Origin of the sequence: Actinomyces bouchesdurhonensis, from assembly GCF_900128465.1 — a bacterium.
Taxonomy (GTDB): Bacteria; Actinomycetota; Actinomycetes; order Actinomycetales; family Actinomycetaceae; genus Pauljensenia; species Pauljensenia bouchesdurhonensis.
Genome location: NZ_LT635863.1, coordinates 1 through 19,777 on the forward strand (window position 1 = coordinate 1; position 19,777 = coordinate 19,777).

The window sequence follows — 19,777 nt, forward strand, 5'->3', positions numbered from 1 at the left end:
TCACCAGCCACCAACCCTACCTCGACGCCATCGCCTACGAACTGAACAACTGCCCCAGAGCCACCCTCGGCTACCGCACCCCAACAGAAGCATTCAACGAACTCATTGCTACCACCCATTGACACCGCCAAGTCATCGGTTTCGCGCGCAATCTTCTCTCTACTCCATCTATAAGCATGATATTTATGCTTTCCATTGCTATTTGCATGCGGAGGGATCTTTGCGAAACCGGAGTGAAGATGACTGTTGGATACATCTTCGGTTCTTACTTCACCAGTTTCAGGGTTGAAATAGATGTCAAAAACGAGATTCGGGCGAGTCTCTTCGTTAAAAGCAGAATTAGTGTTGTAAAGCTCATTCTTGACAACAAAGGCACCCTTTTCATCAGTTAGCACCTCGTAGTTGAATCCCTTGTAAGTATCTGGCATAAGTCGTTTGAGCTCCTGGCCCGACGCCTTAAATTCAGGTACGAACGAGGCAGACCGCGCATAACACAGGATATACTCCTTGGTTATAGCCGCTCCAGACTTGGAGATTTGTCGACCCTTGAGATTCGACACCCAAGTAAACGTATTGAGACGATTTGCCTCTCCAAATACTTGGTTGCACAGTGAAACCAAGTTCTCAAGCTCATGATCGTCAATAGAGATGAAAATTGCCCCATCCTGCGCAAGAAGATCGCGAGCTAGTTTCAAACGCGGATACATCATGTTGAGCCAGTTCGAGTGAAAACGGCCAGCTGATTCGGAGTTCGTAGAAAGTTTGCCGTGTTCGTCGGCTTGACCCGCAAGCTCCAAGTATGAGCCAATTGAGTCAGAGTAATCATCGCTGTACACGAAATCATTACCCGTGTTGTAGGGCGGGTCGATGTAGATCATTTTGATCTGCCCGTAGTAGTGCTTCTGCAAGACCTTGAGGACTTCGAGGTTGTCACCCTCGATGAACACGTTTTGGGTGGCGTCCCAATCTACAGAGTTCTCTTTGTCGGGCTTCAGGGTTGCCGTCGTCGGTGTTTGCGCTGCACGGATGGCTTGTGCCTTGCCCGGCCAAGTTAGACCGAATCTCTCACGGGCGTCATCAACATCGACTCCGAGGATGGTTTTAAGCTTCTCGATGTCAACTTTTCCGTCCGCCACGACTTCCGGGAACAGTCGAGCGAGTTTGTTCGCCGCCTCTGTCGTGAAATCGGGTGTTGTGCCCGGAACTTGACTGATCGTATCTGACATGAATTGCTCCGTTGTTTAAACGGCTGAAGTCTTGCCCCACTATCATCGCACACGGTTGTCCCCGCGCGGACAGCCGCGCGGGGACAGCACCATGATCGTTGCTAACGCTAGCTAAGCCAGGTCGGCTGAACGTAGCGGAAGAGAACGACAGTCACGGCTGGCACGCAGGCAAGCAGCAGGGCACCCAGAATGTAGTGCCAGCCAGGAACGGGAAGATGATCGATAAGCCAGGCGCTGACGCTACCCGCGCGACTCGTTGCAAGTCGGCGCTCACAGAACTCTCGAATCATCATGCCAAGAGCAAAGAAGCAGAGCACAGCCGTCACGAGCATCGCCATGAAGACCACTGAGACATAGGGGAAGGCACGCTCAGCACTGAGTAGATCGAAAGCCTCAGCGAACGGTACCAGCTTGTCGTCGCCGGTTGCTTCAGACAGCATTCGACTGAGATCCGGGATCGACAGGCTGGACTTTCCTGTAGACAGGATGAAACACGACCAGTAGGTCGCGTAGGTGGACGTAACCGCCAGAAAGCTCGCGACGATGGAGGAGCGAAGAGGCTTCGACACGCGCCTACTCCGCAAGGATAGGCCTGCAGTCAGCAACGACATCGTCATCAAGAACACGGAAGTGATCACGAGGAGACCCACCAGAATCTCGTAGTACCTCATGAGGAAGATAGCAATGACGACGAAGGCAGCAAAGCCAAGCCCAATCATCAGCCACATGTCCCCATCGCTAGTCTCTCTCCCCCGCTGACTATCGCCGGCGACATTCACGTACACAGAGTTGTCGTCGCCAATATGGGCATAGTTCCCATCTCCAGCAACCGTGATGACATCACCATTTGCAGCCATCACCTGTTGGGTTACGGTGCCTCCTCCTGATGCTGTAGGTTCCGGGGCCACAGAGACATCCGGTACCAATCTCGCCAGAATGATCCCGGAGACAACACCGGACACAACACCGATCACAAGTTCAACAATCCAAGACACGATCTTTCCTTTCTTATCGATCACGTTCTTCATCGACAGCATCTGACTGTCAAGCAGAGAGTATGGGTAGCCATGCACATCTGCGTACACGCGTCAAACACCAGGCTTGTACTCGCTGCTCAGCGAGGAGATACCCACGTCCAAAACCAGGAATTTCACTTCCCTCCGCACATCCGTGCGGTTCTGGGAATGCGGGTGGGAGGATTTGCGTGATCGTTACGCAGCATTCTTAGTATTTCGTGTCGGTTCTACGCGTACCCTTATTAGAAGAGGCGCGCTCCCAAGGGTGGGGTCGCGTCGGAGGACACCTCACCGTGGCGGGCACACACACCATGAAGGTCCCACCCCCATCCGAGCAACCCGTCACCGAGGAAGAAGATCAGGCCTTCCTCACCCCATCATCACGCCGCAAGAAGCGCTCCCTAGCAGCCAGGAGAGCAGCACTACGCCCGTGGGTAATGAGTATCGGACTCACCGTACTGGTGGCTGTGGCAGCTGTTGGTGCCTACACGCTGGCTGCGAGCATCGCCTCGTGGAACGATCATCCCAGCACCGTGGCAACACCCACCGTGCGCCCCGCGCCCATGCCGTCAGCATCGAGCGAACCCGCCATGTCGGGCGGCTACGAGATCGGCCCCGACGGAGTCCTCGGGCGCCCCACCGAGTTCGGTGCAGAAACGTACACAAAGTCGGAGCTACCTGAAGAAGCCAAAGAAAACAGGCTCTTCCGAGTTGAGTGTGAGTGACCGGGTGTTCGTCGGGGGTTGCGGGTAGAGGTCGAGGTCCTTGCTGCTGAGCGGACTTCCACCCATGCCGTCATCACAGAACGCGAGCAGATCCCCACAAGAGCAGGCACCAGGCATCGATACGGATTCGCATTCACAGCCGTTCGCGGATTCCGCCATCAAGTAATTGTGGCAGCCTAGTAGCCCCGCGCCCACTCTCGCAGCGCCGCTTCGACAACCTCGGACGCATTGTCGTATCCGTCGTAGGTCGCACGTAGCATCGCCGCCTCGTACACGTCCTCGTCGATGCGCACCGTGACCTCGACGATCGGCACTCGAGGAGCGACTCGCTCCACCGCGTCCGGCTGCTGCCCCAGCCTCGCCCCGACCGTCAGGCCGTTTTCCTCCGCCCACCGCCGGATTTCGGCGTTCTGTTCCGCCATGCTTGTATCGTCACGCTTCGTCATAGTCATATGTGTACACGAGGGTCGAGCATCCGTCTCACGACACACCCAGCACCCCACTCGTCGTCCACGACCCGGGGACCAGCCACGACCTCGTCAATCCTCGTGCGCCTCGGGCTGGCGCTCGACGTCGCGCACCCACTCGCGCACCGCGGCGCGTAGGCCACCGCCCCCACGTACCCGAGCGCAGCGCCCACGACCAGTCCAACCAGGAGAAAAACAAGTGACATACCCATAGCGCCACGATACGGAGCGCCATGCACATCTGCGTCCAGCACGCGTGCCGGGTGGGTGTCCAACAACCTACCGCCCGAGTGATAAGTCACCTATCCTGGACGTAAAACTCACTGGGGGAGGGGCATGAAGTCCGTCGATCCGCGCACAATGCACGTGCTGATTCACGACGAAAACACGCACCAATGGGAGGACCGTACGTGGAAAATCGCGACAGCCAGACGCGAGCGAGACCGAATCGTCATCACGTACACAACCAGCACGCGCGAATACCACTACGGCGAAGACCGGGCACGCCTCTACGACCAAGTCGAACGTCACGACATTGACGCCCTCGACGAGGTCCGCGTGCGCGGCAAGCGCTGGAACAACGTCGAGTCCCTCTGGACACTCCGCCACCCAGGAAACCCGGACGATCCGCGCTACACGCTGGCGTACCGCACAGCCAACGGGGAACTCACCTTTCGACGCTACAGCACCCCCGAAGTGCGTGTCACGTACGCGACCCCACAGGAGCGGCAGCTCGCCGCCACCCTCAACTACGTCCGCGACGAAGTGCGCGCGCAGGCTCGACGCGCCGGGGCGGCACTCGACCCGAACGCCCGGTACCCCAAATGGGTGTGCGCCACAGGCATACTACCCGAAGCGATCCTCGCCAACGTATGGGAATGGCTCAGGCAGGCGCCGCGAGGGTCCGCGCTCGAAGCGTTCCTCGCAGGCACCTGCTCCACGAAAACGGGCGCGAGCGACCGCCTCATCATGCCCTTCCACTCCAACATCGACCAACGCAACGCTATCCGAGCCGCCCTCACCCGGCAGATCTCGATCATTGAAGGCCCACCCGGCACGGGGAAAACACAGACGATCCTCAACCTGATTGCATCGCTCATCGCGCAAGGCAAAACGGTCGGCGTCGTCGCGGGCGCCAACTCCGCGGTGGATAACGTCGTGGACAAACTGACGGAAGAAGGCTACGGATTCCTGGTAGCCAGCCTCGGCTCCAAGGAACGCATCGATGACTTCCACCGGCGCGAGGGTATCCTCGAGCAGAAGCGCGAGGCCTGGATGCAGACGGCGACACACGCGACGGCGAGAGCACCCGCCCGCGTCGACGAGGCTGGGCTGCACGCCGACGAACAACAGCTTCTCGCCCTATGGCAGGACGCGCGCAACATCCCCCAGCTGCGAGCAGACCTGTCCGCGACCCAACGCGAGCACCGTCTCTTCGACGAAAAAGTACGCGAGAGCCGCCACCCGCTCCCCGATATTTCCCGACTGCCTGTCCTGCGGCGTGGCTCCGACACGATTGCCGACCTACTCGCCCTCGCCCGGTGCGCACCGAAGCCCAAGCACAGCCCCCGAGGAATCGTTGAACGGGTCCGCCGCTACTTCACATACGGATCCTTCAAAGGCGTTGACCTGGCAGACACGGATGTGCAGTCAGCGCTCCAAGCAGCCTTCTATCACGCACGCGAAAGCGAACTGACCCACCGTATCGAGGAAGCGGAGGACAGAGTTGCCCGCCACGGCCTCGACGAGGTGAGTGCACGCTACCGTCGCCGCTCCCGCGAGACCCTGGACGCCGCACTCCAGGAACGTTTCGAACGCCAGCGCCCGACCCGCCTGAGTCCAACCGCGCGACTGAACGAGCAAACAGACATCCTCGTGCGCACCTACCCGGTCATCGCATCCACCTGCTTCTCGATCCGCAACAACCTGGCCGAAGAAACGCTGCTCGACTGGATCATCATCGACGAATCCTCCCAGGTCCTGCTCCCCGAGGGCATGGCCGCGCTCAGCAAAGCACGCAACGCCGTCGTCGTCGGTGACGCCAAACAGATCGGCCCGATCTTTCGGGGGTGGGACGAGAGCACGCGCACGCCTCCCGACAAGCGATTCGACGTGCGATCAGTGTCGCTGCTTGATTCCGTCACAATGATGGCACAGTCCGCGCAGGCACCCAGCACCCTGCTCAAGGAACACTACCGCTGTCACCCGGCGATCATCGAATTCTGCAACCGCATGTACTACGGCGGTCAGCTCATCCCAATGCGCGTGCCCAGCGCACACGCACCTGATCCGCTCGCCATCGTGTACGCGGCACCCGGGAATCACGCGCGGCGCGCCCCGCGCGGCAGCGGCTTCTTCTCGCAGCGGGAAATCGAAATCATCGCCCAGCTGGAGGAGATGCACCTCATACGCGAGGGGATCGGCGCAGACGACAAAGACACGTCCGGCGACTTCGTGCTGGGGATCGTGACCCCGTTCCGGGCTCAGGCGACGAACTTGAACAACCGCATCCTGGCGGATGCTGGGGGCGGAGGCCATGCTCGGTGGCTGGCCGAAACCGCGCATAAGTTCCAGGGGCGCGGCGCGGGCACGGTGGTCCTGTCCACTGTCCTCAACTCTGATGACCGGGCGGGAGCGAGCGGGTTTTATGATGCGGACTCCATGACGAACGTGATCGTTTCGCGTGCGAAAGACCGCCTCATCGTCGTGACCGCGCACGGCGGCGTCCGCCTGAGCCGAAACATCAGGACACTGCTCGATTACATCGAAATGTACGACCCAAGCGCCGTCGTCCAGTCCGACATCGTCTCCATTTTCGATGTCCTCTATAACGCCTACAGCGCGTCGCTCGAACGTTACTCGCGCGCCAAGTGGGCCGACCGTCGGCGCTCGCCCGCCGAGAACATTGCCGACCAATGCCTGCGCGAGGTGCTCGCGCAACCTCAGTACGCTCGTTTCTACTTTCATATCGAGGAGTTCCTCAAAGACATTCTGCCCAATACGCGCCGCCTGAATGAGGAACAGCGCGCCTTCGTGTTCACCGATAGTGCGCTCGATTTCAGCGTGTACTCGCGGGTGACGCACAAGCTGGTCCTCGCGATCGAAGTTGATGGCTGGGCGTATCACGGCAACGATGAGGCCCAGCGCAAGCGCGACGCTCTCAAAGATTCGATCATGGGCGCGTACGGTGTGCCCGTCCTGCGTTTGCCGACGAATGGCTCGGGGGAGGAGCGCCTCATCCGCGAGGCACTCGACAAGCTGCTCTGATCGGTGGTCGGCACCCGGTGATCGGTGGTCGGTGTCCGATTGGTGGGATGTGTGACAGCTGCGTTTGCTGCCCTGTGGTTCTCCTGCATCCGCGTTTGACGAGGTCGGGGTTCGGTTGTGGGGGTGGGTGCACGTTCGTGCGGGTGAGGTGGGAGAATGTCCGACTGTAGTTACAACGTATTCTTATTGTTATGTGTTGTCTCCGCACGTAGTCTTGCGTGATAACAGGGCACACTGTCGACGATGGTGGTGTGCCAGAGGACACCTCGTTGTGGAGGTTGAGAGGCCATGATGGTTCCACCCCTCTCGGAGCGTCCCGTCACCGACGAAGACGAGGAACAGTTCCGAGCCGAATCCGCCCCCCGCAAGTACACGCTGCGTCGGCGGTGGGCTGACTACCGCGCCGAGGTCAAAGCGCGGCGCCCCAAGGGCGCGCGGGCCCGCGCACGGGCGTGGCTGCATGTCGAGCCGTTCTATTGGGGGATGCGCGTGGTCTACGTGGCCCTCGCCGCGGGCGCGGTCTTCGCCGTGTACATCAACGGGGTCGCCGAGGGCTGGTGGCCAGCATGGGGCGAAAGGCCAACCGTCGCAGCCACCACCACCCCGCCCATCAACCCCGCACCCACTGCCTCGGCCACGGCCTCCACCGAGGCGGCGATGTCCGGCGGCTACCAAATCGGCCCCGACGGCGTCCTCGTACGCCCCGCCGAACACGCAGCATCCACCTACACCAAACCAGAACTACCCGAGGAGGCCAAAGAGAACACCGAAAGAGGAGCAGAACTCGCAGCCGAGCACTACCACGCGCTCCTCACCTATGCCTGGAATACAGGTGATACGTATCCCCTCGAAGACATGTCCGAAGATGGAGATGATCTGAGGGACTTCTATATCAGTGCAATTCACGAACTATACGATCATGGTTGGGCGTACGACGTGACATCAAAGGTGACAAGTATCGTTTCCGTTGAGCCTATTACGGAAGGGAAACTTGGAGCTCAGGCGAACACCGTCGCAGTGGTATTCGGCGTGACTTCAAGCAATGGGGTCAGATGCGTTGGACAGAAAACTAGCGTCGAGAGCAATGAGTACAATTCGACCTTCGCATACTATGTAACCTGGAAGAATGAGCAATGGGTCATTACTGGCGGGAGTATGGCTCGTGAAGACTAGCAGTAGGACGCGGTTGACGTGTTCATTTCTGGCAGGATTTCTTACTCTTTGCGCAAATGCAAACTCTGCTATGGCAGCAGACATTTTTGCGCCGCCAAGTGCGGGCTGTGACAATCTCATGGGACAAAGTACGAATCTTTGCGTTCAGGGGAATCGAGACACTCTTGGCGTTTATTTGCAAGAAGCGGTCGATGCTCACTCGTCTGGGCAATCGTCGAGTGTTGGTTCGTCGTCTGTGGATGCTCAGCGTAGTCAAAAGACGGCTGATTCTGTGCCTGATCCTCGTGCATTGGCGTATGAGGAGTGGGCGCGATGCAAGGCGTCAGCTCCAGGAACGGGACCTAAGGGCAACGCTGCCTCCAGTACGAACTACGACGACGCGTGTCCTCTCCCTCCAGCAGCACAGCACGGCAACGACCACGACCAAGATCCCGGTCGGCAGCCCACGACGGAAGAGATTCTTTACGCGGCGGCGGCCATCATCCACGCTGACGGGGCCGGAATCCATAAACTTCCCCCCGACGTGTCATATACGAACAGATTCATCCCCACGATCGTCTCGGTCACGAACCCTACCCAGACCCACGTGATTAATCTGTTGGAACGCGATATTCCGATCACGTTGACGGCGACGAACTATGAGTATTCCTGGGGCGATGGGACCCCCAACACGGTGACCACCTCCCCGGGCCTGGCGTGGGAGAAGGGCATTGACCCGAACAATGACCCGCGTCTCATCCGCCACTACTACACCCCACCCCAAGGCTGGCGCTCCATGCTCGATGGCCCCTACCCCCACGAAAACCGAGAAATCACCCTCACCACCACCTGGAGCGGCACAGCTACGAACCCTTTCACGGGGGAGACCCAGACGATCAACGGCCTGGTCACCACCACCGAAACAACAGGCCCCTTCCCCCTATCCCACCTCGTCATCAACAACACCGACACCTGGGAAGAAAAACAAGGACACTAACCAACACCAGTGTTTCACGAGGTGCGCCCCGTGAAACACCAGCTCAGAAACAACACGAGAAACAACACGCGACGCAGGCACAGCAAAGGAGCACACGCCATGATGGTTCCACCCCTCTCACAGCGTCCCGTCACCGACGAAGACGAGGAACAGTTCCGAGCCGAATCCGCCCCCCGCAAGTACACGCTGCGCCAAAGGTGGGCCAACCACCGGGCGCAGGCACGACGCAATCGGCCTGCGGGAGTGAAGGCTCGGGTGCGAGCGTGGATGGACGCCGACATCGTGGACTGGGGCATCCNTGGCGTGGGAGAAGGGCATTGACCCGAACAATGACCCGCGTCTCATCCGCCACTACTACACCCCGCCCCAAGGCTGGCGCTCCATGCTCGATGGCCCCTACCCCCACGAAAACCGAGAAATCACCCTCACCACCACCTGGAGCGGCACGGCCACCAATCCTTTCACGGGGGAGACCCAGACGATTAACGGCCTGGTCACCACCACCGAAACAACAGGACTCTTCCCCCTATCCCACCTCGTCATCAACAACACCGACACCTGGGAAGAAAAACAAGGCCACTAACCAACACCAGTGTTTCACGAGGCGCGCCCCATGAAACACCGGCTCACCGCCAACACGAGAAACAACACGCGACGCAGGCACAGCAAAGGAGCACACGCCATGATGGTCCCACCCCTCTCGGAGCGTCCCGTCACCGACGAAGACGAGGAACAATTCCGCCGCGAGTCGGCGCCGCGTAAGTACACGCTGCGTCGGCGGTGGGCTGACTACCGCGCCGAGGTCAAAGCGCGACGCCCCAAGGGCGCGCGGGCCCGCGCACGTGCGTGGCTGCACGTTGAGCCGTTCTATTGGGGGATGCGCGTGGTCTACGTGGCCCTCTTCGCGGGCGCGGTTTTCGCCGTGTACATCAACGGGGTCGCCGAGGGCTGGTGGCCGGCCTGGGGCGAAAGGCCAACCGTCGCAGCCACCACCACCCCGCCCATCAACCCCGCACCCACTGCCTCGGCCACAGCCCCCACCGAGGCGGCGATGTCCGGCGGCTACCAAATCGGCCCAGACGGCATCCTCGTACGCCCCGCCGAACACGCAGCATCCACCTACACCAAACCCGAACTACCCGAGGAGGCCAAAGAGAACACAGAAAGAGGAGCAGAAGCAGCTGCCGAATACTATCTTGCCGTGGCTACCTATGCCTGGAACACGGGTGATACTGCCTACCTTACCGAGCTTTCAGATCCTGAGAGCGGTTTTGCGCGCTCTCTCATTCAGAAGATTAATAATGACTATGTCAACGGGTGGACATTCGGGCATACGCTCACAATTGAGCATGTCTACATTCTTGAGTCAGTTCCCACCAATGGCGCTGATGTGACTGAGCATACTATTGGGATGAAATTCAGTGCGCGAGCCGTGGATGGTACTAAGTGTATTGGTCAGAAGATCGTGACTAGGAATGATGAGTATCAAACAACTATATCTATTTTGATGACGTGGAGAGACGGTCATTGGATTCAGACGCAGGGAAGGGCTGAAAGTCGTGAAAACTGAGCAAAAATGTCGCAACATGTTGGCTGTTGTGATGGTCTCATTCATGTGTTGTGGTGGTATCGTCCCGGCAGCTATTGCTCATGAGTGGGATGGAATAGGTAATGATTCTGGCTATTCGAACCATGAATGGGATCATCTCGCAGAAACAGACGGAGCTGACGGAGTGAAGGTAACTAATGACGAAAGGTGGGGTGGAGTATCGTCTGCGAATCCTTCAACTAACGCCCAGCAAACGACACTCAGAGACGATGTAGCGCATTACTCAAACGAAACAGAGCCGAGCTCTGATGCGCAGACGTTTATGTCCGGGCGTATCTGCGACGGGCAGGCGCATATGATGGAGATGCCGGATGGGAGGAGCGTTCCGTACGCGTGCACTCCCATGTTCCAGGGGGATAGTGCGCCCGCAGCTCCTCAACAGGTGCCGACGACTAGGGAGCTTTTGTACCACGCTGCGACCGTTGTGCGAGCTGATGGTGCGGGTTTGCGTAAGCGGCCCGACGGTGTGTCGTACACGAACCGGTTCGTCCCCACGATCGTCTCGGTCACCTCCCCTGCTCAGACCCACGTCATTAATCTGCTGGGCCGCGATATTACGATCACGTTGACCGCCACGAACTATGAGTATTCCTGGGGCGATGGGACCCCCAACACGGTGACCACCTCCCCGGGCCTGGCGTGGGAGCAGGGCATTGACCCGAACAATGACCCGCGTCTTATCCGCCACTACTACACACCGCCCCAAGGCTGGCGCTCCATGCTCGATGGCCCCTACCCCCACGAAAACCGAGAAATCACCCTCACCACCACCTGGAGCGGCACGGCCACGAATCCTTTCACGGGGGAGACCCAGACGATCAACGGCCTGGTCACCACCACCGAAACAACAGGCCCCTTCCCCCTATCCCACCTCGTCATCAACAACACCGACACCTGGGAAGAAAAACAAGGACACTAACGGAAGCTTGACGGTGAACCGCGCTACAATCTGCCGCCTCGAATGCGTGAAACACGCGTGAAACAGACGAAGGAGGGCGAGAACGAAACCGCGTGGCCAGGCGACGGCAGCTGAAAGTGCCAGGCGCGCCTATGCGATCACCATGGCTGCCGTACCCGCACACATCAGCACGAGACCACCCAAGTAACGGCGCGTGAAACGCTCGTGAAACATCATGGCGGAGAAGACAACAGTCACCAGGATCGACAGCTTGTCGATGGGCACCACCACGGAGGCTGGCCCCTCTTTCAACGCATGGTAATAGGCAAGCCACGACGCACACGTAGCAGCACCCGAAGCCACAATGAAGGCCAGCTCGCGCACGGGGATCACCCCAACTTCACGAATGCGCCCCTGCCCAACCACTATCACCCACGCCATCGCCAGAACAACGAGCGTGCGCACCGCCGTCCCCAGCGTCGGATCAACCCCCGAAATCCCGACCTTTCCGAGAATCGACGTGAGCGCCGCGAACAGAGCGGACGCGAGCGCGTACACCAGCCAGCTGCCACCCCCGCGCAGCGCACGAGGCAGGCCCGACAGGTCGGAAGGCTCGACCATGAGGAGCGTTCCCACCGTGATCGCCATGATCCCGGCCGCCCCCCACGCGCTCACCGGCTCGCCCAGCAGGACCAGCGCCAGGACGATCGCAAGCACCGTCGACAGCTTGTCGATGGGAGCCACCCGAGACACGTTCCCCCGCGCCAGCGCCGCGAAGTAGCACAGCCACGAGGCGCCGGTCGCCAACCCGGACAACACCAAGAAAACCAGCGAGCGCCCATCAATGAAAGCGACACCGGAGGCTGTGCCGGTCAGCGCCGCCATGCCCCACGCCCCCGCGACCACCACAACCGTGCGCAGCGCCGTCGCGACCGTCGAGTTCGTCGTCGCGACCCCGGCCTTTGCCAGGACGGCAGTCAGCCCTGCGAACAGGGCTGACAGGGAGGCAGCGAGAATCCACATACGACCAGAGTATGTCCGTTCCCGACGTCCTCGCACCCGAGCAAAATGACGGTGTGTCATGCGTGCAAAATCGAAGAAAAAGTAGGTTATAGTTGTCGCGTATCCGGGCCTCGTGGTGAGGTGACAACGGAGTGTAAAGGAACGACATGTGGGGCAGTCCCAACAAACCGGGCTCTCATGGTGAAAACGTTGGAAATGGGGGAGAGCTGCAGCGTGAAACAAGTGGTGGGGAGTTGACGGCAGCTCAACGGAGCGAGGCTGAACAGCATGCGGTCGAATTCCTGAAGAAGGTCGTGCGCGTGCCCGGCGTGCGCATCAATCGCGACGACTTCCTGCGCCAGGAACTGCGTGAGCGTGGCGTGCCCGAAGAAGTGATTCGGAGGGCGATCGATACCAACCCTGCCTTTGCTGGCATCCCGCTAGCTGAACTCGATAGGCTGGCTGAGCAAGTTATCTCCTACGAGACAAACAAGTCCGCAGCAATATCCTTTGCTGCGGGAATTCCCGGTGGATTTGCGATGCTCGGGACGATCCCTGCTGATGTTACGCAGTACTACGTGCATGCTTTCAGGATCGTGCAGAAGCTTGCATACCTCTACGGATGGCGTGAATTACTCGGAGCGAAGGAAGAGGTGGACGAGGAGACGATTGGTATCATCGCCATTTTCTTTGGCGTGATGCTCGACGTTGAAGAGGCAGCTATGTCTCTTTCCTCTTTCGCCAGTTCGACTGTGATGGACACAGTCAAAAAGCAAGTGACCAAGCAGTTCCTGATGAAGACCTCGTGGTATCGGGCTGTCAAAAAGACCCTGCAAATGATCGGCGTCAATCTGACCAAGAAGGCCTTCACTCAGGGATTCTCGAAGGTGCTCCCCGTCATTGGCGGCGTTGTGTCGAGCGGCTTGACTTATATGTCGCTTCAGTCGCAGTCATCTCGACTGAAGAAGCATCTGCGCGAGCTACCTCCTCCCGCAATTGAGGTCGAGATGTGGAAGCGGGCCATCACGACAGCGAACTCTGTTGAACAAGAACAGAGCATCGTGGGCGCTACTGATGCGGCTTTCCAAGGGAGAGTTGGGATTGCTGCGGTTGGTGTGGTGAGCGCAGCATCGGGTGTCACCAGCGGTGTCAAGGGCCTCTTCGGGCGCCGCAAGTAACGACATCACCAACGAGGCCGGGACCGCGCTCAGCGTGACGCTTAGCCACGGCCTCGTCCCGGACGTGTTTAACGCACCACTGTTTACACGACTCGCCCGCCCCGAGGAGGGCAAACCTGCCACCATATGCGGGTGAGCGACACGAAACAGATGCCCCTGCACTCCTCGACGCAAGAGGCAGGGCCCCTGATGCTGCAGGCCTTCGCGTGGGACATGACCCCCGACGCGAGCCACTGGCGCTACCTCGCCCAGCACGCGCAAGCGATCGCGGACCTGGGCGTCACCATCATCTGGCTACCGCCCGCCTACAAAGGAGACTTCGGCCTCGACGACGTCGGCTACGGCGTCTACGACCTGTACGACCTGGGCGAGTTCGACCAGAAGGGCACGATCCCCACGAAGTACGGCACGAGGGACGAATACCTGGCCGCCATCGACGCCCTGCACGAGGCGGGCATCGCCGTGTGTGCCGACATCGTCCTCAACCACCGCATGGGCGCGGACGCGACCCAAACCGTGCGCGCCACCCCGATCAACCCGCAGGACCGCCACCAGGCCCTCGGCGACCCCGAAACGATCCAAGCGTGGACCCGCTTCACGTTCCCGGGGCGCGGCGGCGCCTACTCGGACTTCACGTGGGACTGGACGTGCTTCCACGGCATCGACTGGGATGAAGCCACGCAACGCAAGGGCCTGTGGCTCTTCGAAGGCAAGCACTGGAACGAGTCCGTCAACACCGAGTTCGGCAACTTCGACTACCTCATGGGCTGCGACGTGCACGTCACCGATCCGCGCGTCAGCGACGAGCTGGACCGCTGGGGCCGCTGGTACGTTGAAACAACCGGCGTCGACGCGCTACGCTTGGACGCCGTCAAACACGTCGGCTCTGACTTCTACGCGCGCTGGCTCGAAGACCTGCGTACCTCCACGGGCCGCCTGCTGCCCGCCGTCGGCGAATACTGGAGCGGCGACGTGCGCGAACTCGAAGCCTACCTGCACGAAGTCCCCAACGCCATGCTCTTCGACGTGCCCCTGCACTACCACCTGCACCAGGCCTCGGTCTCGGACGGAAACGTCGACCTGTCGCGCCTGTGGGAGGGCACGCTCACGGCGTCGATCCCCGAACTGTCCGTCACCTTCGTCGAAAACCACGACACGCAGCCCGGACAATCCCTGGCCTCAACGGTCGCCTCCTGGTTCAAAGCCGCCGCCTACGCGCTCATCCTCCTCAACGAGGCCGGGGTGCCCTGCGTCTTCTGGGGCGACCTCCTGGGCACCCCCGAGACCGGCGACCTGCCCGCCGTGCGTGAGCTCCCGATCCTCATGGGCGTGCGCTTCCGCGCCGCGATCGGCCCCCAGCACAGCGCCTTTGACGACCCGGACGTCGTCGGTTTTGCCCGCGAAGGCAGGGCGGACGTGCCCGGCACCGGCTGCGCCGTCATCCTCTCCGACCGCCGCGCCGCCGAGAAAACCCTGTACGTGGGCGCCCACCACGCGGGCGAAGAATGGGAATGCCTCATCGGCGGCCACCCGCCCGTGCTCGTCGCCGACGATGGGACACTCACGGGGGCCGTCAGCGACGGAGGCCTGAGCGTCTACGTCCCGCGAATCTGAACGTCTACGTGCCGCGCATCCCAGCGTTAGGGAACCCCGGCCTCGTCGATGTGACCGGGCCAAGGGTTCGTGACAGTGCGAGCCGACGCGGCACGCGCTCTACTCGCTCGTGCCGCCGAGAGCGGGGATACGCTCAATCTCCTCTTTGAAGAAGGTCTCCGCAGCAGAAATGAAACGCTCAAGACTAATGTCGAGCTGCGCGTCGGTCAAGCCCATGCGCGCGGTCACAAACTGCTCCGCGCACAGGCGCTGGGTACCGTCATCAAGCGATGACACGTAGGCCTTAGGCCAGGTGGTAACACTGTTCCAGTCGTTACACGCCTGAAGCAAACGCGGGCGAAGGTCCATCGACACTTCCTCACGTACAGCACCCCACATACTCACGTCCGTGCCCTCGTTAACAACCGAGAATATGTAGAACCCGTTGCGAAAACCGGTGTGCAGACGGCTGCCGTTGATCTCGTAGGCATAGTCGTTGCGCTTGAAAAAGTCTGTGATCCTCTCAATCGTCACCGGTCGGACGATCCTGCGGCGATCAAGTGCCCGCTTGCACTGGTCAATGAGTTCCGGCGCGTGCTCATTACCGGGGTCCATCGCGATGCACTGCTCGAGGTAAGTGAGCGCGCTCTCTTCCTCATCCAGCCAGTACAGTGCGCAGCCGATGCGGTAGTACCAGACCGGGTCGGCCATCCCCTCCGCTTCAATGCCTCGCAACAGATCAACAGCGTGCGAGATGTGCTCGCGAAAAGAATCCATGTAAGGCTGCGCATAGTTAATGTAAGCGCGCGCGAGAAGGCCTGTCAGCTCGTAGTCAATCGACTCCGGCGGTTGGCGTTCAATGAGCGCAATGATCTTCTGATGTTCGTTCTCTTCGTGCAAATCATTAATTTGCGCGATGAGTTCTGAGCGCGATTCCACGGATGTTCCTCCATCGTGAGGCCACAAATATTGACGCGAACCTAAGCATAACAGGGGTGAACGCAGACACGAGCCGCGTCAATGCTCGTCGCTGTGTAGGGTTACATCGTGAACGAAACCGGCATGAATGACAGCCCGATGAGCAACGAGTCGCGTGCGCGCATGAGCGCCGACGACGCAGCCCAGTGGGAGGAAATTCAACAGTGGAAAGCTGCGCAGGTCCGCCCGACGCGCCCGCGCGTCATTTCCCAGCGGATCCGTTCAACAGCGCTGGCGCCCCTGGGGAAGGTGGCGGCTGTCGCACGTAAGGTTCCCGGTGGGGATGCGATCACTCGGGCGGTTTCGTCTGCCGCGTTGGGCCTGGTGGACCTGGCAGCATCTGCGTCCGAGGCGTCGGTGCGTCGCAGGCGCATCCTGAAGGCGTACCGTTCGGCCGGTTATCGCGTTGAGCGTGTGACGGACATTCGCAGCCTGAGCCTCGCGCAGATTCGTGCCATCAAGCCTCGTCTGAACCTCGCCTACTCGGGTAGCGCAGCCGCTGAGGGCGCGGTTAGTGGCGTGTTCGCGTCGGGCGGTTCAGCTGCTGCTCTCCTCGGCATGGGCGTGGCTTCAGCTCCCGGAGTTGGCGTCACGACCTCCGCGATTGCTCTCGACATCGTCACGTTTTTAGCTGCGGCAACGCGTCTCGTGTCTCACACGGCCGCCTATTACGGCTACGACACCGTTGACCCAGCAGAAAACCTCTTTTCGACGATGGTTCTCTCCCAAGCGATCGACCCGGAGGGGGCGGGACGTGAATTTGTCCTGGAGAAGCAAGCGACGATGCTTGCGTTCAATAAGGTGATGCGTGACCTCGCTAAGCGCGGACCCATGGATTCCGTGGGAAACAGCGCGATTGCCGCCGCGTTGAACTCTTTGTTCTCGGCGTTGGGTGCTCGTCTGGTCGGCAGGAAGCTCGCGCAGATCGTCCCGGTTGCAGGCATCATCGTGGGCGCTGGTCTGAACGCTTCCCTCATGCGCACCATCGGCGACACAGCCGACCACCTGTATCGCGAGCGTTTCCTCGTCGAACGCTACGGGCACATTGACGAGGCCGGGGATACTCCCTCGGGCACCGTGAGCGTCACGCTGGCCGACGACATCAGAGCCGACATTGCCCGCTACGTGGAACTCGCGCAGGCCGAGGGGCGGTCGCGTTAGCGACTGCCCCTCGGCTTTGTTGAGGTGGCCGGTTGAGTTAGCCGCGCGAATTCCAGTTTTGCCAGCCGTTCCAGTCGTCGTCTTGAGCGTCGACAGCGATGATTGGCACGCGTGTGGCTGCGTCGCGTTCGTCCACCTCCGGAAGGGTCGGCTTAGTTTCCTCGTCGCGTTCCTTCTTGGAGTGCCTGGACCAGGGCCAGCGGCGGCGGCGCTTCGTTTCGTGTCCCTGCTCGCGGCGCGCTTCATCGTTCCATGAGAACTCCGTATTCCAGTTTTCCTGGAACGCGGCGGGCATGGGCGGGGCCTGCGGCGGCATCGCTGCGGGGGAAGCGACCTGCTGCGCTTCCTGTGGGGGTGCGATCACGGAATCGAAGTCCTGCAGCTGGGATACAGCGTAATGACCAGCGGGTTCCGTCTCGGTCGCCGGGGCTTCCACGGGTGCGATCGTGTCACTATCCATCTGCTGCTCGGGAACCCGATCGCTGGCCTGGGGCGCATCCCAGTTGAAAGCTGAGAACGTGGGGATCTGCGGCATCTGCGCGGTCGTCGGTTCCGGGTCTTCGACCGGCATCGAGTACGAGGCCTGGGCCGGTTCTGGCTGGCTTGCGACGGTCGGCTCGGGTGCGGGTTGCGGAGCAGCGTACGGCTCCGGCTCGGGTTGCGGAGCAGCGTACGGCTCCGGCTCGGGCTGCGGAGCGACATGCGGCTCGGGCTCGGGCGTGACGATCGGCTCGGGTGCGGGCTGCGGAGCGACATACGGCTCCGGCTCGGGCTGCGGAGCAGCGTACGGTTCCGGCTCGGGTTCGGGTTCTGGCACGATGAATGGCTCTGGTTCCGGCTCGGGCTCGGGCGCGATGGTCGGCTCCGGTGCGGGCGTGACGGTCGGCTCGGGCGCGGGGTGCGGAGCAGCGTACGGCTCCGGTTCGGGTTGCGGAGCGACATACGGCTCGGGTGCGGGTTGCGGAGCGACATACGGCTCGGGTGCGGGTTGCGGAGCAACGTACGGCTCGGGTGCGGGCTGCGGAACGACATACGGCTCCGGCTCGGGTTGCGGAGCAGCGTACGGCTCGGGTGCGGGTTGCGGAGCAGCGTACGGCTCCGGCTCGGGTTGCGGAGCAGCGTACGGTTCCGGCTCGGGTTCTGGCGTGACGGTCGGCTCGGGTGCGGGTTGCGGAGCAGCGTACGGCTCCGGTTCGGGCGCTATGACTGGCTCGGTCTTCGGGATGGTGACCGGTTTAAGTGTCGGGACGGGGATTGACACGGGGGCTTCAGTCGCCTCGGGTGCGGGTTGCGGAGCGACATACGGCTCCGGCTCGGGTTCTGGCGTGACGGTCGGCTCGGGTGCGGGCTGCGGAACGACATACGGCTCCGGCTCGGGTTGCGGAGCAGCGTACGGCTCCGGCTCGGGTTCTGGCGTGACGGTCGGCTCGGGTGCGGGTTGCGGAGCGACATACGGCTCCGGCTCGGGTTGCGGAGCAACGTACGGCTCCGGTTCGGGCGCTATGACTGGCTCGGTCTTCGGGATGGTGACCGGTTTAAGTGTCGGGACGGGGATTGACACGGGGGCTTCAGTCGCCTCGGGTGCGGGCTGCGGAGCAGTGTACGGCTCCGGCTCGTGCGTGACGGTCGGCTCGGGCTCGGGCGTGACGATCCGCTCCGGCTCGGGCTGTGGAGCAGCGTACGGCTCCGGTTCGGGTTCTGGCGCGATGAATGGCTCTGGTTCCGGCTCTGGTGCGGGTTGCGGAGCAGCGTACGGCTCCGGTTCGGGTTCTGGCGCGATGAATGGCTCTGGTTCCGGCTCTGGTGCGGGTTGCGGAGCAGCGTACGGCTCCGGCTCGGGCTGCGGAGCGACATACGGCTCGGGTGCGGGTTGCGGAGCAGCGTACGGCTCGGGTTCGGGCGTGACGGTCGGCTCCGGTTCGGGCGCTATGACTGGCTCGGTCTTCGGGATGGTGACCGGTTTAAGTGTCGGGACGGGGATTGACACGGGGGCTTCAGTCGCCTCGGGTGCGGGCTGCGGAGCAGCGTACGGCTCCGGTTCGGGCTGCGGAGCGACATACGGCTCGGGTTCGGGTTCTGGCGCGATGAANTTGTGAGTCTGTGCGTGGTCCCTTGATCTGTCACGGTGGGGCGTGGGCAGGTCGTTTGCGGCGACGGTATCCACCGTGCCAGGCCACCGGCGCGCCACCGGCTGCGCCAGTGGCTGCGCTACCGGCGGTGCTACGAGTGGTAGCGCATGACTCCCGCCCGGTGAGTTTTCCATGAATGTCGCATGCAATTCCCCCGACACTGTGTCGCGCCGCGCGTCCATATCGTTGGAATTGCAACGTTTGTAGATACTGTTGAAAGTTCACCCAATCGAATTGCATGCGAAACTGCTGTGAGCGCGCTAGCTGCCTGCGTTCCTCGCCGCGCGCGTGGACCCGTGCGTGACTTGCCTGCCGATGACTGCGCCACCAAATGGGGGGAATTGCACCATTAGGGGCGCGACACGCCGGCGACACGCCG

13 protein-coding genes and 4 pseudogenes are annotated in these 19,777 nt (G+C 61.2%); 11 read left to right on the forward strand and 6 right to left on the reverse strand.

Annotated features, from left to right (window positions below):
- A pseudogene (locus BQ7477_RS12920) lies at positions 1-122 on the forward strand (IS30 family transposase); the annotation flags it as partial.
- 327 nt (positions 123-449) lie between these two features.
- Here BQ7477_RS12920 and BQ7477_RS12925 read toward each other — a convergent pair.
- Positions 450-1,226, reverse strand: a pseudogene (locus tag BQ7477_RS12925) (site-specific DNA-methyltransferase); the annotation flags it as partial.
- A 107-nt stretch (positions 1,227-1,333) separates the two neighbouring features.
- Positions 1,334-2,254, reverse strand: a complete 921-nt coding sequence (locus BQ7477_RS01065; RefSeq protein ID WP_129582455.1) for a hypothetical protein — start codon at positions 2,252-2,254, stop codon at positions 1,334-1,336.
- A 299-nt stretch (positions 2,255-2,553) separates the two neighbouring features.
- Between BQ7477_RS01065 and BQ7477_RS01070 the strand changes: the two are divergent.
- Positions 2,554-2,940, forward strand: a pseudogene (locus tag BQ7477_RS01070) (DUF6318 family protein); the annotation flags it as partial.
- Between the two features lie 203 nt (positions 2,941-3,143).
- On the opposite strand, the gene BQ7477_RS01075 reads toward BQ7477_RS01070, so the two are convergent.
- Entirely contained in the window at positions 3,144-3,389 is a 246-nt protein-coding gene (locus tag BQ7477_RS01075) for an Lsr2 family DNA-binding protein (protein ID WP_159430568.1), read from the reverse strand.
- A 381-nt stretch (positions 3,390-3,770) separates the two neighbouring features.
- On the opposite strand from BQ7477_RS01075, the gene BQ7477_RS01085 reads away from it, so the two are divergent.
- The 6 genes and pseudogenes from BQ7477_RS01085 to BQ7477_RS01115 all read left to right on the forward strand — a co-directional run bounded on the left by BQ7477_RS01085 (position 3,771) and on the right by BQ7477_RS01115 (position 11,378).
- Complete coding sequence (locus BQ7477_RS01085) at positions 3,771-6,701, forward strand: AAA domain-containing protein (protein ID WP_073982493.1); 2,931 nt, start codon at positions 3,771-3,773, stop codon at positions 6,699-6,701.
- A gap of 288 nt (positions 6,702-6,989) precedes the next feature.
- Positions 6,990-7,874 (forward strand): DUF6318 family protein, encoded by an 885-nt coding sequence (locus tag BQ7477_RS01090; protein WP_073982494.1) that lies wholly within the window; start codon positions 6,990-6,992, stop codon positions 7,872-7,874.
- 523 nt (positions 7,875-8,397) lie between these two features.
- Positions 8,398-8,850, forward strand: coding sequence for a hypothetical protein (locus BQ7477_RS12725; RefSeq protein ID WP_338072936.1), 453 nt, complete (start codon positions 8,398-8,400; stop codon positions 8,848-8,850).
- A 304-nt stretch (positions 8,851-9,154) separates the two neighbouring features.
- A pseudogene (locus tag BQ7477_RS01105) lies at positions 9,155-9,433 on the forward strand (hypothetical protein); the annotation flags it as partial.
- Positions 9,434-9,532: 99 nt separating this feature from the next.
- A complete protein-coding gene (locus BQ7477_RS01110; RefSeq protein ID WP_073982497.1) occupies positions 9,533-10,420 on the forward strand; it encodes a DUF6318 family protein in 888 nt (295 codons plus the stop codon).
- 421 nt (positions 10,421-10,841) lie between these two features.
- Positions 10,842-11,378 (forward strand): hypothetical protein, encoded by a 537-nt coding sequence (locus tag BQ7477_RS01115; protein ID WP_338072937.1) that lies wholly within the window; start codon positions 10,842-10,844, stop codon positions 11,376-11,378.
- Between the two features lie 129 nt (positions 11,379-11,507).
- Here BQ7477_RS01115 and BQ7477_RS01120 read toward each other — a convergent pair whose 3' ends face one another.
- Positions 11,508-12,380, reverse strand: a complete 873-nt coding sequence (locus tag BQ7477_RS01120) for an EamA family transporter (RefSeq protein WP_073982499.1) — start codon at positions 12,378-12,380, stop codon at positions 11,508-11,510.
- A gap of 146 nt (positions 12,381-12,526) precedes the next feature.
- On the opposite strand from BQ7477_RS01120, the gene BQ7477_RS01125 reads away from it, so the two are divergent.
- Positions 12,527-13,537, forward strand: a complete 1,011-nt coding sequence (locus BQ7477_RS01125; RefSeq protein ID WP_234968607.1) for an EcsC family protein — start codon at positions 12,527-12,529, stop codon at positions 13,535-13,537.
- Between the two features lie 126 nt (positions 13,538-13,663).
- Entirely contained in the window at positions 13,664-15,151 is a 1,488-nt protein-coding gene (locus BQ7477_RS01130; protein WP_073982500.1) for an alpha-amylase, read from the forward strand.
- Positions 15,152-15,250: 99 nt separating this feature from the next.
- On the opposite strand, the gene BQ7477_RS01135 is transcribed toward BQ7477_RS01130, so the two are convergent.
- Positions 15,251-16,069: a type III secretion system chaperone family protein gene (locus BQ7477_RS01135; protein ID WP_073982501.1), complete on the reverse strand. Its 819-nt coding sequence runs from the start codon at positions 16,067-16,069 to the stop codon at positions 15,251-15,253.
- Between the two features lie 123 nt (positions 16,070-16,192).
- Between BQ7477_RS01135 and BQ7477_RS01140 the strand changes: the two genes are divergently transcribed.
- Positions 16,193-17,269: an EcsC family protein gene (locus BQ7477_RS01140; RefSeq protein ID WP_234968608.1), complete on the forward strand. Its 1,077-nt coding sequence runs from the start codon at positions 16,193-16,195 to the stop codon at positions 17,267-17,269.
- Between the two features lie 37 nt (positions 17,270-17,306).
- Here the strand turns inward: BQ7477_RS01140 and BQ7477_RS01145 are convergent, their stop codons facing one another.
- Positions 17,307-17,804, reverse strand: coding sequence for a hypothetical protein (locus tag BQ7477_RS01145; RefSeq protein WP_073982502.1), 498 nt, complete (start codon positions 17,802-17,804; stop codon positions 17,307-17,309).
- Positions 17,805-19,777 lie beyond the last annotated feature (1,973 nt).

Excerpts from the sequence above, each read along its gene's own strand:
- BQ7477_RS01090 (WP_073982494.1), top strand. The coding sequence starts at position 6,990 with ATGATGGTTCCACCCCTCTCGGAGCGTCCCGTCACCGACGAAGACGAG.
- BQ7477_RS01120 (WP_073982499.1), bottom strand. The coding sequence starts at position 12,380 with ATGTGGATTCTCGCTGCCTCCCTGTCAGCCCTGTTCGCAGGGCTGACT.
- BQ7477_RS01125 (WP_234968607.1), top strand. The coding sequence starts at position 12,527 with ATGTGGGGCAGTCCCAACAAACCGGGCTCTCATGGTGAAAACGTTGGA.
- BQ7477_RS01065 (WP_129582455.1), bottom strand. The coding sequence starts at position 2,254 with ATGAAGAACGTGATCGATAAGAAAGGAAAGATCGTGTCTTGGATTGTT.
- BQ7477_RS01140 (WP_234968608.1), top strand. The coding sequence starts at position 16,193 with ATGAATGACAGCCCGATGAGCAACGAGTCGCGTGCGCGCATGAGCGCC.
- BQ7477_RS01130 (WP_073982500.1), top strand. The coding sequence starts at position 13,664 with ATGCGGGTGAGCGACACGAAACAGATGCCCCTGCACTCCTCGACGCAA.
- BQ7477_RS01085 (WP_073982493.1), top strand. The coding sequence starts at position 3,771 with ATGAAGTCCGTCGATCCGCGCACAATGCACGTGCTGATTCACGACGAA.
- BQ7477_RS01075 (WP_159430568.1), bottom strand. The coding sequence starts at position 3,389 with ATGGCGGAACAGAACGCCGAAATCCGGCGGTGGGCGGAGGAAAACGGC.
- BQ7477_RS01145 (WP_073982502.1), bottom strand. The coding sequence starts at position 17,804 with ATGCCGCAGATCCCCACGTTCTCAGCTTTCAACTGGGATGCGCCCCAG.
- BQ7477_RS01110 (WP_073982497.1), top strand. The coding sequence starts at position 9,533 with ATGATGGTCCCACCCCTCTCGGAGCGTCCCGTCACCGACGAAGACGAG.